Here is a 15,153-nt window from a genome sequence, read left to right on the forward strand (position 1 = left end):
AGGTTCTATCAGCCGATCGGGGATATGGAAGGCTCAGTGGTCGCGGTCGATCGCATAGACGATCATCGCGCCGATCGGGTCGCCGGGATAATACGGATGCTGGAAATCGAGATCGGGCCGGCGCACCATCCCCAGCCGCCGCATCAATCCCCAGGAACGGTCATTGGCCGCGCTGGTCCACGCCGCGATGCTCGTGCGCTGCGTGTTCGCCCAGGCCCAGGCGATGCTCGCCTCGGCCGCCTCGAGCGCGATCCCCTGCCCCCAATACACCTCGCCGATCCGCCAGCCGATTTCGAGGACATCGGGCACCGGCGTCCCCGGATAGCCGCTGCAGCGCACCCCGCATACGCCGGCAAGCTCGCCGCCATGCGTCTCGACCGCCCACATGCAATGGCCGTCGCGCGCCTGGTTCGCGATTTCGCGGTGGATGATCGCGTCGATCTTCGCGCGCGGCTGGACGCCGCCGAAATGCGTCATCATCGCCGGGGTGTTGATGATCGCCGCGAAGCCCGGCTTGTCGGCCTCGTGCCAGGGCCGCAGGCGCAGGCGTTCGGTCTCGATCACGCGCCCAACAGGCGCGCCGCCAGCGGCGCGTGATAGCTCAGCACTCCCGAACACCCCGCGCGCTTGAACGCCATCAGCGTCTCGAGCACCAGCGTATCGCGATCCCCCGCCCCGGCGGCGGCGGCGGCCTCGATCATCGCGTATTCGCCCGATACTTGATAGGCGAATACAGGCACTTCGAAGCGTTCCTTCACCCGTCGCACGATGTCGAGATAGGGCAGGCCGGGCTTGACCATGACGCTGTCGGCCCCCTCGTCCAGATCCGCGGCGACCTCGCGCAGCGCTTCCTCGGCATTGGCGGGGTCCATCTGGTAGGTCTTCTTGTCGCCCTTCAGCCGCCCGCGCGATCCCACCGCGTCGCGGAAGGGGCCGTAAAAGCCGCTCGCATATTTGGCGGCATAGGCCATGATCTGGACATTAGGGTGCCCGCCCTGTTCGAGCGCCATGCGGATCAGCCCAACACGCCCGTCCATCATGTCGCTCGGCGCAACGATGTCGGCCCCGGCATCGGCCTGCGCCACCGCCTGACGCGCGAGCACCTCGGCGGTCGCGTCGTTGAGGACGTAGCCGGTGTCGTCGGTCAGCCCGTCATGCCCGTGGCTGGTATAGGGATCGAGAGCGACATCGGTCAGCACCCCGATCTCGGGCACCGCATCCTTGATCGCTCGGATCGCGCTGCACATCAGATTGCCCGGATTGAACGCCTCGGCGCCGTCGTCGGTGCGCAAATGCTCGGGGGTGTTGGGGAACAGCGCGATCGCCGGAATGCCCAGGCTACGGGCCTCGCGCGCCCGCTCGACGATCTGTGTGATAGACCATCGCAAAACGCCGGGCAGGCTGCCGATCCGCTCCTCGGCATCGCCCGCGGTGACGAACAGCGGCCAGATCAGGTCGGCGGGGGTGAGCAACGTCTCGGCATGCAGCGCGCGGCTCCACGCGGCGATGCGAGGACGACGAAGGCGAAGCGCTGGATAGGCAGACATGAGGCAGGTTTTGACCGAAGGCAGCCGCACATGCAATCCTTGCCCGCTAGCGCGAGCCCTCGATCCTCCCCCGCCAGGGGGAGGGGGACCGCCGCGTAGCGGTGGTGGAGGGGGCGGGCACGAGCGGCCCGTGGGTGTTCCTCCCCCTCCGTCAGCCCTTCGGACTGCCACCTCCCCCTGGCGGGGGAGGATTTCGCGGCACGTTACCCCAATCGCGCCAGCGCTGCTCCCAGCCGCTCGGCCTCGGCCGCCTTCTCGGCATGATCCGCCCGCGCCTTCTCGACCGCCTCGGGCTTGGCGCGCTCGACGAAGCTGGCGTTCGAGAGACGCCCGGCCAGTGCATCGCGCTCCTTGCCTGCCGCCGCGATCGCCTTGGTCAGTCGCGCACGCTCGGCATCGAGGTCGATAACGCCTTCGAGTGGCAGCACATAGGTCGCGGCATCGACCACCACCTGCAGCGCCCCGCCCGCGGCGTCGCCCTCGCCCAGATCGACCCGCGCCAGCCGCGCGATCACGCCGCGCTGCCGCTCGAGCCGAGCCATCGTCGCCGCATCGGCATCGCGCACGTACAGCGGCAGCCGCGCCCCCGGCGGCACGTTCAGCTCGGTCCGCGCGCCGCGCACTTCACCCACCAGCCGGATCAGCCAGTCGATCTCCGCCCGTGCCGCCGGATCGAGCGCGCGCGCGTCGGGCATCGGCCATTTCGCGACGATCAGGTCATACTCGCGCTCGCCCAGCGCATGCCACAGTTCCTCGGTCAGGAACGGCATGAACGGGTGGAGCATCACCAATATCTGGTCGAGCACCCACCCCGCGACCGCCTTGGATTCGTCATCGACGACACCGCGCTCATCGCCCACCATCACGGGTTTGATCAGTTCGAGATACCAGTCGCAGAAGCGGCTCCACGCGAATTGGTACACCGTGTTCGCCGCGGCATCGAAGCGCAGTTCGGCCAGCGCTAGGTCGAGCGCCTGCACCGTCTCGACCGTCTCGGCGATGATCCAGCGATTGACCGCCAGATCGGCGGCGGGCGGCTCGATCGTCTTCGACGCGCCGATGCCGTTCGCCATCGCGAAGCGCGTCGCGTTCCACAGCTTGGTCGCGAAGTTGCGATAGCCCTCGACGCGCTTCTCATCCATCTTGATGTCGCGGCCCTGGCTTTCCATCGCCGCCATGAAGAAGCGCAGCGCATCGGCACCATATTTTTCGATCAGCCCCAGCGGATCGACGGTATTGCCCTTCGATTTCGACATCTTCGCGCCATCGGCGGCGCGGACAAGACCGTGCAGATACAATGTCTTGAACGGCACTTCTTTCATGAAGTGCAAGCCTTGCATCATCATCCGCGCATCCCAGAAGAACAGGATATCGAAGCCCGAGATGAGGACGTCGTTGGGGTAGCGGCCGCCAAGCGTTTCCCCCCTCTCGCTTGCGGGAGGGGTCGGGGGAGGGTCTGTCAGGTCGGGGCTATCGCCCGCGGACATGCCCTCCCCTAGCCCCTCGCGCAAGCGGGAGGGGGACTGTTCCGGCCACCCCAAGGTAGCAAACGGCCATAACGCGCTGGAAAACCACGTATCCAGCACATCCTCGTCACGGCGGAGCGTTACCCCCTCGCCCGCCTGCGCCTGTGCATCGGCTTCGGTCTCTGCGACGAACACCTGCCCGTCATCGGCATACCAGGCCGGAATCCGGTGCCCCCACCAAAGCTGCCGCGACACGCACCACGGCTGAATGTTCTCCATCCAGTTGAAGTATGTCTTTTCCCACGTCTTGGGCACGATCCGCACCGCCCCCGATCGCACCGCCTCGATCGCCGGTTTAGCCAGCGTCGCGGCGTCGACATACCATTGGTCGGTCAGCCACGGCTCGATCACCGCGCCCGAACGATCGCCCAGCGGCGTCTGGATCGTCCGCGGTTCGGCGTCGTGCTCGGTGCCTTCCGTGTCGACATGCGGAATCAGGAAGCCTTCGTCCTTCAGCCGCGCGACCACCGCCTTGCGTGCCTCGGCGGTCGTCAGCCCCAGCAGCTCCTCGGGGATCAGGCCGTCGGCGACCTGCACCACCCGCGCCTTGGCATCGAGCATGTTGAGCATCGCGCCCGCCGCGATCCCGGCGCGCTTGCCGACCTCGAAATCGTTGAAGTCATGCCCCGGGGTGATCTTCACCGCACCCGACCCCAGCGCCGGATCGGCATGGTCATCGGTGATGATCGGGATCAGCCGCCCAGTAATCGGCAGGCGCACCTGCTTGCCCACCAGCGCGGTATAGCGTTCGTCGGCGGCGTTTACCGCCACCGCCATGTCTGCGAGCATCGTCTCGGGCCGCGTCGTCGCGACCTCGATGAACCCCGATCCATCGGCGAGCGGATAGCGCAGATGCCAGAAGCTGCCCTTGATCTCGCGCGTCTCGACCTCGAGGTCGCTGATCGCGGTGCCAAGGCCCGGATCCCAGTTCACCAGCCTCTTGTCGCGATAGATCAGCCCTTCGCGGTGCAGATCGACGAACACCTTCAGGACGGCCTTCGAAAAGCCCTCGTCCATCGTGAAGCGTTCGTTTTCCCAATCCATCGAACAGCCAAGGCGGCGAAGCTGCTGCGTGATCTCGCCGCCGCTTTCCTCCTTCCACTCCCACACCTTGGCGACGAAATCCTCGCGGCTGAAATCGGTGCGCTTCTGCTGCTTGAGCCCCATCTGGCGCTCGACCACCATCTGCGTCGCGATGCCGGCATGGTCGGTGCCCACCACCCAGCGCGCGTCCTTGCCCTGCAATCGCGCATGGCGGACGAGAATGTCCTGCAACGTGTTGTCGAGCGCATGGCCGATGTGCAGCGATCCCGTCACGTTGGGCGGCGGGTTCACGATCGTCCAGGGCTCGGCGCCCGGGCGTTCGGGGCGGAACTGGCCCTTGGCTTCCCAATGGGCATACCAGCGCGCTTCGATGGCGGCTGGGTCGAAGGTCTTGGGCAATTCGGTCATGCCTGCGGCATTACCGACCGAAGCGGTCGGTGCAAGCCGTCAGGTGGCGGTTAATCGTTTCGACCGGTGATCCGTGCGATTTCGCGTGCGACGATGGTTTCGACGATGCGCGGCAGGTTGGCGTCGAGCCACGCGCTCATCATCGGCTTGAGCATCTCGCGCACCAACCCTTCGAGTGAGTCGTTGCCCGCTACCCCCGGCTTGACGATCAACCGCGACAACGCGTCGATCTGTCCGCGCGTCGCCTCGGCAGTGCGCGCCGACAGGATCGCATCGATCACGGGGGCCTTTTCATCGAGTGCGGGCTCAGGCGCCGAAGCGCGTGGCGCCGGGGCTTCGATCCGCGGCGACGGCACCGGATGGTCGAGTTCGAGGACGGTGTCGTCATCGTCTTCGAGCGAGGCGTCGTACACCGGCTCGGGCGGCGGCGGTGCCGGGCGACCGATGCGGCGACCACGCGCCGGCGCGGTGCCGTCGCCTTCCTCGGCGATGATCCGTTTGATCGAGGACAGAATGTCCTCCATCGACGGCTCGTTGCTCAAATCCCCCATCGCCCGCTTCCCCATCTGCCGCCCCCTGCACTCGCTTCGTCAGCGAGGCGTATTGACGCCACCTGAGGGATTTGCTGGGTCGGTGTCAACGGGGCGCTGCAGATCGGGCTCGAGCGTCTTGTTCACGATCGGCGTCTGCGCCACGACATCGACGGTGCGCGAGCCCACGGGTTGCGGCGTAGGATCCGAATCCCAATCGATCCAGCGCTTGTCGACGCGCTCGTAATTCGTCAGCGGATCGTACAGCGCACCACCGTCGAGCCCCAGATCGTTCGCCTCGGCGCGCCCCATCGCCGCCAGCAGCGCGAAGCCTGCGACATAGGCGTCGCGCCGCGCGGTGACGAGCTGCACCTGGCTGTTCAGCAACTCCTGTTCGGCGTTCAGGATTTCGATGATCGTGCGGTTGCCGACGCTGTTTTCGGCGCGCACGCCTTCGAGCGACAGGCGGTTGGCATCGACCGCGGCTTCGGAGGCTTCGATCACGCGCAGCGACGATTGCCAATTGGCGAACGCGGTTCGCGCCTGCGAGATGATCCCGCGCTCGGTCGCGGTCACCTGCTCGATCGCCACCCCCTGCCGCGCCTGCGCCTGCCGCACCTGCGCGGCGGGACGCCCGCCCTGATACAGCGGAACGGTGAAGCTCAGCCCCGCCTGCGCCGAGGTACCCGACTGGGGAATCGAGGTACCCACCGTCGAGCCCCCGCTCGAACCGAAATAGTTGAAGTAATTGCCGCCGCTGACGGCATCGACGGTCGGCAACCGCGAAGCGCGCGCCACGCGGACATCGAGCCCGGCAGCGTCGCGGTTGCGCTCGGCCGCCTGCAATTGCGGGTTGCTGTTGAGCGCGGTCACCACCGCGGCCTGCGGATCGCCGGGCAGATTGGGCAGCGGCGGCGGCGGCGCGAGCGTCTGCGGCGCACTGCCAACCACTTCGACATAGGATTCGCGGCTGCCGATCAACGCCGCCTCTGCACTACGCAACTGGCCAACGGCCAGCGCAAGCCGAGCCTCGGACTGCGCGACGTCGGTACGAGTTACGTCGCCCACCTCGAACCGGTCGCGCGTCGCCGTCAGGTTTACCTCGAGCCCGCGGACATTCTGCTGGTTCAGCTGGACGATCGCTTCGTCGCGGATGACGTCGTTATAGGTCGCCACCACCTGCGTGAACAAATTGGCCTCGGCACTGCGCAGGTTCGCGCGGCCCGCCAGCACGCGGGTCTTGGCCGCCGCCACCGAATTCTTCACCCGGCCGCCCTGATACAAAGGGTAGCTCGCATTGAGGTTCGTCGAGAGCGAGCGGTTGGGGGCAAGAAAGCTGTTCTGCTGCTGGATCAGCGCTTCGATATAGTTGCCCTGGACGCCCAGGCTGGGCAGCGCATCGGCGCGCGCCAGCGGCACCCCCTCGTCGATCGCGCGCAGATTGGCGCGCTCACCCGCAAGGTTCGGGTTCTCGTTATACGCCTCGACCAGCGCTTCGCGCAGCGTCTGCCCCTGCGCCGCACTGGCCAGCGCCATGCCGCAGACGCCAAGCGCCAGTCCGATTTTCCACCCCCGGGCCATCGGTTAGAACCGAAAGCTTGTGGGTCGAGCGAAGCCCGGCAGCACCACGCAATCGATATCGGCAAAATCGAACAGCCCGAAGCCGCCCTGGGTCCGCTCGCCAGCCGCCAGCCGGGTCACGCCGTGATCGACCACCCCCGAGACGATACGCCCCCCCGGGCGCACCTGTTCGGCGATGACCGCGGGCAGTTCCTCGACCGCGCCGTCGATCACGATCACGTCATAGGGTGCGCCCTTGGCCCAGCCGGCGTTGAGCGGCCCTTCGACCAGTTCGACATTGGCGATGCCACCCAGCGCCGTGCGCGCGTCGGCGGCAAGGCCCGCATCGCTTTCCAGCGCCACCACCTGCCCCGCCAGCCGCGCCAGCACCGCCGCGGTGTAACCTCCGGTCGCGCCGATGAGCAGCACCCGGTCGCCGGCCATGATACGCGCTTCGTTGAGCAACCGACCGGTCGCAAGCGGCATGTTCTGGAAGCGGTCGGTCCCCAGCGCGATCATCGTGTCGCGATAGGCGAGGCTGCGCGCCTCCGCAGGCAGAAACGCCTCGCGCGGCACCTCGGCCATCGCCGCGACGATCCGCGCGTCGCTCACCCCGCTAGTGCGCAACTGGCTCGCCACCATCGCCTGACGCGCGACGTCGCTCGGCGCCGCAGCATTGTCATCGGTCGCGCCGTGCGCGGTTCGGCTCATCAGATTCGTCATCATACCCACTCTGTTCGCACAACTGTTTTAGTCGCGCAATACACTTAATTGCCCGTCATTGCTTCTTATAACGCGCATCGATCCGCGCCAAGCGCTCGCTGGCAGGTGAACCAACCGCTTCGAAAGCGTCGGCCATTGACAAGCGGGTCGCATCGCCGCATTTGCGCCCGCTCCGGCCCGATGGCGGAGTGGTTACGTAGAGGACTGCAAATCCTCGCACGCCGGTTCGATTCCGGCTCGGGCCTCCATCACGATCTTTGTTCGAAACGCCGAGCAGCCCGCACAGGCTGCCCGCCAGCCGTTGCCGGCTGCCCGCGTGAGTAGCGCCGGGTCGGTAGTGATCATTATGGTCCGTTGGCTTGCGGTGCCGCAACCGACGGCTGGTTCAGCGCATCGCGATCTGCGATGTGCCGGCCCAGGCCGCCATCCGGTCGCCTTCTTGGGCGCGAACGAAGCAATTGCCCCCCTCGGCGCGAACCGAGCGACAGACGCGATCGGCATCGGCCCGCGCGAAGCCGCCCACCGATAGCCGATAGAAATTCCGCGCGTGAACGTTGATGTTGGCGCCCTGCGGCGTCATCGCGCCTAGCGTATCGACCCGGCGCGCCATTCGGCTCCACGCTGCGCGCGCGACCTGCGCATCCTCGTACGCCCCCAGCTGGACAAAGAAATCACCGCGCACGGGTGCAGCCGCAGTGAGGCGCGCAGGAGCTTGCGCCCGTGCGGCGGCGCGTGGTTGCGGCCGTACCGCCGCCATGCGCACCCGCGACGCATAGGCTGTGGGTAGTGCCTGCACGATCTCCCGACGCTCGGCGAACACGATCCGTGCCGCGCTCGTCATGCGCTCGTCGCCGGGTGGCGTCGCCGGCGCGGGCACATCGATGAATGCCACCGCCGACGGTTCGATCACGCTCGCGTCGGCTGGCTCGGTCACTACGGGCGGTTGCGGCACCGTCGCGAGGTGCTCCGCCGCGGCGTTGAGCGCTAACCCGACAGGACGCCCTTGATCAGCGACGGGCACGATCCCCATCAGCGCCGCGACCTGGTCCGACGCCGTCGTCGGCCGCGCGAACGCCGCCCATTGCATGATCCGCTGCTGCACCTGGCCGGCGGGCAGGTCGATCTCGGCGATCGTCTTGGCCTCCATCCAGCGCCCCGACAGCGCCAGGCTGAGCGCCAGGTTCTGGCGGACCTTCGCGTCGGCATCGGGCAGCCGAGCCGCTTCGCCCAGCAGCTGCACCGCCCCGGCCGGATCGCCCGCCAGCGCCAGCGCCAGCCCGCGATCGGCCGCACCGATATAGGCGGCGTGCGAAGCCAGCGTCGCCCGCGCGCCCTCCCACTGCCCCATCGCAGTCTGCGCCAGCGCCAGGTTCAGCGCGGCGCGGCCATTCGTCGGATCGAGGCTCAGCGCCTCTTCGAGCGCCTGCGCCGCCGAGAGGAACCGTCCGCCGCTCAAATAGCTTTGCCCGAGCAACGCGCGATAACCGGCATCCTGCGGTACCATCGCCACCGCCTGCTCGGCATGACCGATCGCGCGAACGAACGCCCGGCTTCCCAGCGCCTTTTGCGCGGCTCTTGCATTCTTCTCGGCCTGCTTCGACGCAGCGCTTGAAGCGGCCCCGCCGGCGAACGCGGCGGAAAAGTGCATCGATGTCCCGCCGATCGCCGACACCGCCATCACGGTGGCGACGGCGCCGAGGCCGATCTTGGTTGCGGTCTTCATCGCCAGTTCCTCACTTTCGCCCTTTGGCGCGCGGCAGCTGGCTAGCCAGCGCCTCGGCCTCGGGCACGGTCGTCAAAAAGGCGTCGAGCGCCTGAATCAGCAGCGCCTGCGCCGACTGGTTGCGCACTGCAGAGGCGAGACGCAGCCGCAAGTGGCGGTCGGCGTCGAGCCGCAGCGTGAACGCCGCCTTGGTCTTTTTCGCGGCGGTCTCGCGCGCCATGCGCGCGACGGTGTTGGCCGACACGGGACGCGACACCGGCGCTGGTCCCGCAGCGACTTCCTGGGCTAGCGCTTCACGCTCACGAAGCACCGGCGGCAGCGGGGCATTTAGCTCGGGTCGCGCCGCGGGGTCGATCGGATCGATCGGCGCTGGCGATCCCAGATCGTTCCAGCCGAGATCGTCGAGGGTCGCCGGGTGGGTGAGCGCCTGCGGGCGCATCGCCGGCTTGGCCTGCCCCTTGCGAGCGAGCAGACCCGACGACAGCGAGGCGGTTGGCTTGGCGTTGCCGAACATCGACATCTCAGCTCACCACGCGGCGACCGAAGCCACCCGCCGGGCGCACCGCGGCAAACCCGTTGGGAGCAGCGGGTGCGGCGAACACGGTCCGGCGAAAATTCTTCTCGAGCCGGTCCGAGACGTAGCTCCACAGCGCGCTGATCTCGGCGGCCGACTTGCCCCTCGGATCGACCTCCATCACCGTGCGACCGTCGATCATCGATGCGGCGAAATCGGTGCGGTGATGGACGGTAATCGGCGCGACGATGCCGTGCTGCGACAGCGCGACCGCGGCCTCGGCGGTGATCCGCGCCTTGGGCGTCGCGGCATTGACGACGAAGATCAGCGGCTTGCCTGCGCGCTCGCACAGATCGACGGTCGCGCCCACCGCACGAAGGTCGTGCGGACTTGGCCGCGTCGGGATAATGATGAGTTCGGCAACCGCGATCACGCTCTGGATCGCCATCGTGATCGCCGGCGGGGTATCGATCACCGCCAGGCGAAAGCCCTGTTGCCGCAGCACTTCGAGATCGGCGGCGAGCCGAGCGACGGTAGTCTGCGCAAAGGCGGGCATCTCGGTTTGGCGTTCGTTCCACCAGTCCGAAAGGGAACCTTGCGGGTCAATGTCGATGAGCACCACCGGGCCGCCGCCCGCTAGCTGCGCTTGCACCGCCAGATGCCCCGACAAGGTCGTCTTGCCCGAACCGCCCTTCTGCGACGCCATCGCGAGTACGCGCATGTGATCCCCTGAAATGCCGCTATTCCGGCCTCGGGTTATCCACGACATCCCATAAGAAGCCGTTAATGTAGGCGATGCCCGCGCCGTCGATACGGCGCCATGGTTTAGGAAAGCTTTGCCAATCATCGATAATCCGCATTATCCTTGGGCCAGTTTATCGGGTGGGGTCGTCGTGATGAAGAAACGTCTATTGCTGGCAGCCACCGCGGGATTGAGCCTGCTGGCGGCAGCGCCGATGCAGGCGGGCAACGTGAAGGCCGGGGTCGATGCCTGGGCACGCGGCGATTACAAGAAGGCGGTCGACCAGTGGCGCGGGCCCGCGGTGAGCGGCGATGCCGATGCGCAGTTCAACCTGGGCCAGGCCTATAAGCTGGGGCGCGGCGTGCCCGTCGATCTGGCGATGGCCGAGGAATGGTATCGCAAGGCCGCCCTGCAGAACCATCCGCAGGCCGAGGATAATTACGGCCTGGCGCTGTTCCAGAACGGCAAGCGCGCCGACGCGATCCGCTGGCTCGAGAAGTCGGCAGCGCGCGGCGAGGCGCGATCGCAATTCGTGCTGGGGACGATGCTGTTCAACGGCGATGCGATCGCCAAGGACTGGGTGCGCGCCTATGCGCTGATGGTGCGCGCCAACGCCGCGGGCCTGCCGCAAGGGTCGCAGACGCTGGCGCAAATGGACAAATATATCGGCTTGGCCGACCGGCAAAAGGGGCTGGTCCTCGCGCGGCAATATGAGAGCCAGATGGCGCGCGCGCCGTCGCTCGCGGTGGCCGATGCGCCGACCGGCCCCGCCGCGATGGCCCGCGCCGACGTACCGGCGTCGCGCCCCGCCCCGCCGCCTGCCGCGGCAAAGCCTGCGCCCGCACCGGCACGCCCGACGGTCGCCAGCGCGCCGCCCGCACCCAAGCCCGCCGCACCCGCTCCGGCCGCGCCCCGCACCAGCGGCGACTGGCGGATCCAGCTCGGCGCCTTCCGCGACGAGGGCAATGCGCGCTCATTGTGGGGCAAGGTGTCGGGCATCAGCGGTCTGGCGGGCACCAAGCCCTACTACGTCAAATCGGGCGCGGTAACACGCGTGCTGGTCGGCCCGTTCGGCAGCAGCGCCGAAGCGACGCGCGCCTGCGCGGCGGTGAAGCGTACGGGGCAAGCCTGCCTGCCGACCAAAGGCTAGAAATCCTCGCCGGTTCGGGGAGGATCAGTGCGTCGCCCAATCCGCTCGGCGAATCCCCTGCGCGTACAGCAACGCGGTCAGGTCTCCATACTCGACCCGCGCCCCCGCCGTGGCGGCGACGATCGGCTTGGCACGATAGGCCACCCCCAACCCCGCCGCACGGATCATCGGCAGATCGTTGGCGCCGTCGCCCACCGCCATCGTCGATTCCACGCGGAGCTCCAGATCGGCCATCGCCGAGCGCAGCGTCGCTTCCTTGGTGCTGGAATCGACGATCGGCCGCTCGACCGCGCCGGTCAGCACGCCACCGGCGATCACCAGCCGGTTGGCGATCACCCGGTCGAAGCCGATCTCGGCCCCCACCGGATCGGCGAAGCGCGTGAAGCCGCCCGAGACGAGGATCGTCGTCGCCCCGCGCGCGCGCATCGTCCGCACCAGCGTCTTGGCGCCCGGCATCAGCGTCACGCGTTCGGCTAGGCAGCGGTCGATCGCCGATTCCTCGAGCCCGCACAGCAACGCCACCCGCGCGTCGAGCGCCGCGGCGAAATCGAGCTCGCCGCGCATCGCGCGCTCGGTGATCTCGGCGATCTGCGGCTTCACACCGGCATAGTCGGCAAGCTCGTCGATGCATTCGACGGTGATCATCGTCGAATCCATGTCGGCGATCAGCAGCGCCTTCGCCCTGCCCGCACTCGGCTGGACGATCACGTCGACCCCTGCGATCACCCCCTCGAGCGCGTCGCGCGTCGCCGTCGGTTCGCCGTCAAACTGCAGGTCGGCGGCGATCCCTTCGTCGATCCATTCCCAGCCGCCGGGCAACGCCAGTGCATCACGTGCTGCGGAAATATCCCCCGCGCTTAGGGATTCGGATGCTATCAGCGTCGCTGTGAACAAGGCGTCTTCCTCTGGCCGGCCAATCGTGGCGCTCATTGCAGGGCCGACCGCCAGCGGCAAGTCCGCGCTCGCGTTGACGCTGGCCGAGCGCCAAGGTGGCACGATCATCAACGCCGATTCGGCGCAGGTGTATCGCGAGCTGCGAACCCTGTCGGCGCGCCCCTCGCACGACGACGAGGCTCGCGCGCCGCATCGGCTGTTCGGGCATGTCGATGGCACCCAAGGCTATTCGGCGGCGCGCTGGGCCGCCGAAGCCAGGGCCGCGATCGGCGACGCGCACGCCGCGGGCCGCCTGCCGATCCTGGTCGGCGGCACCGGCATGTATATCCGCACGCTGCTCGACGGCATAGCCCCGGTGCCCGAGATCGACCCTGCTGTCCGCGAAGCAGTCCGCGCGCTGCCCGTCGCCGAAGCACACGCATCGCTCGCCGCGCTCGACCCGCCCGCCGCCGCCCGCCTCGCCGCCGCTGACACCACCCGCGTCGCGCGCGCGCTCGAAGTCGTCCGCTCGACCGGCAAGCCGCTTGCGGCATGGCAGGCCGAGCGTAGCGGCGGCATCGCCGACGCGATCGATCTGCGCCCGCTGATCCTGCTGCCCGACCGCGCCTGGCTGCTCGGTCGCTGCGACCACAGGCTCGACGCGATGTTCGACGAAGGCGCGGTCGACGAGGTCGAAGCCCTGGTCGCGCGCCGCGACATCCCCGCGCTCGCACCGGTCCGCCAGGCGATCGGCGTGCGCGAGATCGCGGCGTGGCGGGCGGGCGACACCGACCGCGAAACCGCGCTCACCCTCGCCAAAGCGGCGACGCGCCAGTATGCCAAGCGCCAGTACACCTGGTTCCGCAACCAGCCCCCGCCAGAATGGCCGAGGGCAGCTGAGATAGAAAAGAACGATATTGATCGTCTTTTCGGCATTTAATTACGTGACTACGGGTTGACCTGTAGTTTTCATGCCGGTAGCAGCGCCCCTCGCGGCCCTGTTGCGGCGCAATGAGGAGACGATCTGTGACGCAGAAAAGTGGAGCCGATATCCTGGTCGAGGCGCTGTGCGATCTCGGCGTGGAAATCGTGTTCGGCTATCCCGGCGGCGCGGTGCTTCCGATTTACGACGCGCTGTTCCGCTCGAAGCGGATCCGCCACATCCTGGTGCGTCACGAACAGGCAGCGACGCACGCCGCCGAAGGCTATGCGCGATCGACCGGCAAACCCGGCGTGGTGCTCGTCACCTCGGGCCCCGGCGCGACCAATGCGGTCACCGGCATCACCGATGCGCTGCTCGATTCGATCCCGATGGTGGTCATCACCGGGCAGGTGCCGACCAGCCTGATCGGCACCGATGCCTTCCAGGAAGCCGATACCGTCGGCATCACGCGCCACTGCACCAAGCATAATTATCTGGTGAAGGACCCCGCCAAGCTGGGCGACGTGATCCACGAGGCGTTCCACATCGCCACCTCGGGACGCCCGGGGCCGGTGGTGATCGACATCCCCAAGGACGTCCAGGTCGCGACCGCGCGCTACACCAAGCCCGGCCCGATCCAGCACAAGACCTATCGCCCGCAGGTGAAGGCCGATCGCGCTTCGATCGAAGCTGCGGTCGACATGCTCGCGGCAGCCGAGCGCCCGATCCTCTATACCGGCGGCGGTGTCATCAACGCCGGTCCGGGGGCGTCGCAACTGCTGCGCGAACTCGCGCGGATCACCGGCGCGCCGGTCACGTCGACGCTGATGGGGCTCGGCGCCCTCCCCGCCTCGAGCCCGCAATGGCTCGGCATGCTGGGGATGCACGGCACCTACGAAGCCAATATGGCGATGAACAAGGCCGACCTGATCGTGTCGGTCGGCGCGCGCTTCGACGATCGTGTGACGGGCCGGCTCGATGCGTTCAGCCCGCTCAGCCGCAAGATCCATATCGATATTGACCGGTCGAGCGTGAACAAGAATGTCCGCGTCGACCTGCCGGTGATCGGCGATGCCGGGCGCGTGCTCGAAGACATGATCCATGTCTGGAAGAGCCGGCATTATCCCAAGCCCGATCTCGCCGAATGGTGGAACCGCATCAATGGCTGGCGCGCCGCCAAATGCCTCGACTTCACCGACACCGACGATGCGATCATGCCGCAGCGCGCGATCCGGCAGCTGTACGAGGCGACCAAGCATCGCGCGCCGATCATCTCGACCGAGGTCGGCCAGCACCAGATGTGGGCGGCGCAGCATTTCGGCTTCGAGGCACCGAACAAATGGCTCACCTCGGGCGGGCTCGGCACCATGGGCTACGGCCTGCCCGCCGCGATCGGCGCGCAGCTCGGCAATCCGGGTGCGCTGTGCATCGACATCGCCGGCGAAGCATCGATCCAGATGAACATCCAGGAGCTGGCGACGGCTACGCAATATCGGCTGCCGGTGAAGGTGTTCATCCTCAACAACGAATATATGGGGATGGTTCGCCAGTGGCAGGAGCTGACCTATTCGAGCCGCTATTCCGAAAGCTATTCGGATTCGCTGCCCGATTTCGTGAAGCTCGCCGAAGCCTATGGCTGGAAGGGAATCCGCATCGAAACCCGCGACCAGCTCGACGGCGGCATCGCCGACATGCTCGCGCATGACGGGCCCGTCATGGTCGATTGCATGGTGTCGAAGCTTGCCAACTGCTTCCCGATGATCCCCTCGGGCGCCGCGCATACCGAGATGATGCTGCAAGCCAATGAAGTCACCGGCGAAATGGACGACGAGGCCAAGGCGCTGGTGTAGTCCCCTCCCGTTTGCGGGAGGGGTTAGGGGAGGGCCTGTCC

At 67.5% G+C, this 15,153-nt stretch carries 13 protein-coding genes and 1 tRNA gene; 4 read left to right on the forward strand and 10 right to left on the reverse strand.

Translation table 11 applies throughout. The features are described from left to right. Positions 1-33: 33 nt before the first annotated feature. The 6 genes from NMP03_RS05970 to NMP03_RS05995 form a co-directional block, all read right to left on the reverse strand. Positions 34-564, reverse strand: a complete 531-nt coding sequence (locus tag NMP03_RS05970; protein ID WP_256507580.1) for a GNAT family N-acetyltransferase — start codon at positions 562-564, stop codon at positions 34-36. Further along, positions 561-1,547 carry a porphobilinogen synthase gene (hemB, locus tag NMP03_RS05975; RefSeq protein ID WP_256507581.1) on the reverse strand — a complete coding sequence of 329 codons (987 nt, stop codon included), beginning with the start codon at positions 1,545-1,547 and terminating at the stop codon, positions 561-563. Before hemB ends, NMP03_RS05970 begins: the two co-directional genes overlap by 4 nt. Before the next feature lie 203 nt (positions 1,548-1,750). Continuing rightward, positions 1,751-4,525, reverse strand: a complete 2,775-nt coding sequence (locus NMP03_RS05980) for a valine--tRNA ligase (RefSeq protein ID WP_256507582.1) — start codon at positions 4,523-4,525, stop codon at positions 1,751-1,753. 50 nt (positions 4,526-4,575) lie between these two features. Continuing rightward, a complete protein-coding gene (locus tag NMP03_RS05985) occupies positions 4,576-5,076 on the reverse strand; it encodes a DUF2497 domain-containing protein (RefSeq protein ID WP_256507583.1) in 501 nt (166 codons plus the stop codon). A 39-nt stretch (positions 5,077-5,115) separates the two neighbouring features. Next, positions 5,116-6,591: a TolC family outer membrane protein gene (locus NMP03_RS05990; protein ID WP_256507584.1), complete on the reverse strand. Its 1,476-nt coding sequence runs from the start codon at positions 6,589-6,591 to the stop codon at positions 5,116-5,118. A gap of 48 nt (positions 6,592-6,639) precedes the next feature. Then, positions 6,640-7,326: a protein-L-isoaspartate O-methyltransferase family protein gene (locus NMP03_RS05995; RefSeq protein WP_256508034.1), complete on the reverse strand. Its 687-nt coding sequence runs from the start codon at positions 7,324-7,326 to the stop codon at positions 6,640-6,642. 186 nt (positions 7,327-7,512) lie between these two features. Between NMP03_RS05995 and NMP03_RS06000 the strand changes: the two genes are divergently transcribed. Beyond that, a tRNA-Cys gene (locus tag NMP03_RS06000) sits at positions 7,513-7,586 on the forward strand. A gap of 137 nt (positions 7,587-7,723) precedes the next feature. On the opposite strand, the gene NMP03_RS06005 is transcribed toward NMP03_RS06000, so the two are convergent. Genes NMP03_RS06005 through NMP03_RS06015 form a run of 3 tightly spaced genes read right to left on the reverse strand, consistent with a single transcriptional unit; the run spans position 7,724 to position 10,296 of the window. Beyond that, a complete protein-coding gene (locus NMP03_RS06005; RefSeq protein ID WP_256507585.1) occupies positions 7,724-9,061 on the reverse strand; it encodes an SPOR domain-containing protein in 1,338 nt (445 codons plus the stop codon). 10 nt (positions 9,062-9,071) lie between these two features. Next, positions 9,072-9,581 carry a hypothetical protein gene (locus NMP03_RS06010; RefSeq protein ID WP_256507586.1) on the reverse strand — a complete coding sequence of 170 codons (510 nt, stop codon included), beginning with the start codon at positions 9,579-9,581 and terminating at the stop codon, positions 9,072-9,074. Position 9,582: 1 nt separating this feature from the next. Then, positions 9,583-10,296, reverse strand: a complete 714-nt coding sequence (locus NMP03_RS06015) for a ParA family protein (protein WP_256507587.1) — start codon at positions 10,294-10,296, stop codon at positions 9,583-9,585. A 175-nt stretch (positions 10,297-10,471) separates the two neighbouring features. On the opposite strand from NMP03_RS06015, the gene NMP03_RS06020 reads away from it, so the two are divergent. Further along, positions 10,472-11,467, forward strand: coding sequence for an SPOR domain-containing protein (locus NMP03_RS06020; RefSeq protein WP_256507588.1), 996 nt, complete (start codon positions 10,472-10,474; stop codon positions 11,465-11,467). A 24-nt stretch (positions 11,468-11,491) separates the two neighbouring features. Here NMP03_RS06020 and serB read toward each other — a convergent pair whose 3' ends face one another. Then, a complete protein-coding gene (gene serB, locus NMP03_RS06025; protein WP_256508035.1) occupies positions 11,492-12,361 on the reverse strand; it encodes a phosphoserine phosphatase SerB in 870 nt (289 codons plus the stop codon). 25 nt (positions 12,362-12,386) lie between these two features. Here serB and miaA point away from each other — a divergent pair, with 25 nt between their 5' ends. Further along, positions 12,387-13,280, forward strand: a complete 894-nt coding sequence (gene miaA, locus NMP03_RS06030; protein WP_256507589.1) for a tRNA (adenosine(37)-N6)-dimethylallyltransferase MiaA — start codon at positions 12,387-12,389, stop codon at positions 13,278-13,280. A gap of 86 nt (positions 13,281-13,366) precedes the next feature. Continuing rightward, the gene (locus NMP03_RS06035; protein WP_256507590.1) at positions 13,367-15,112 is read left to right on the forward strand and encodes an acetolactate synthase 3 large subunit; all 1,746 of its coding nucleotides are present in this window, start codon (positions 13,367-13,369) and stop codon (positions 15,110-15,112) included. The last annotated feature ends 41 nt before the right edge of the window (positions 15,113-15,153 follow it).

The organism is Sphingomonas qomolangmaensis (assembly GCF_024496245.1).
Taxonomy (GTDB): Bacteria; Pseudomonadota; Alphaproteobacteria; order Sphingomonadales; family Sphingomonadaceae; genus Sphingomonas; species Sphingomonas qomolangmaensis.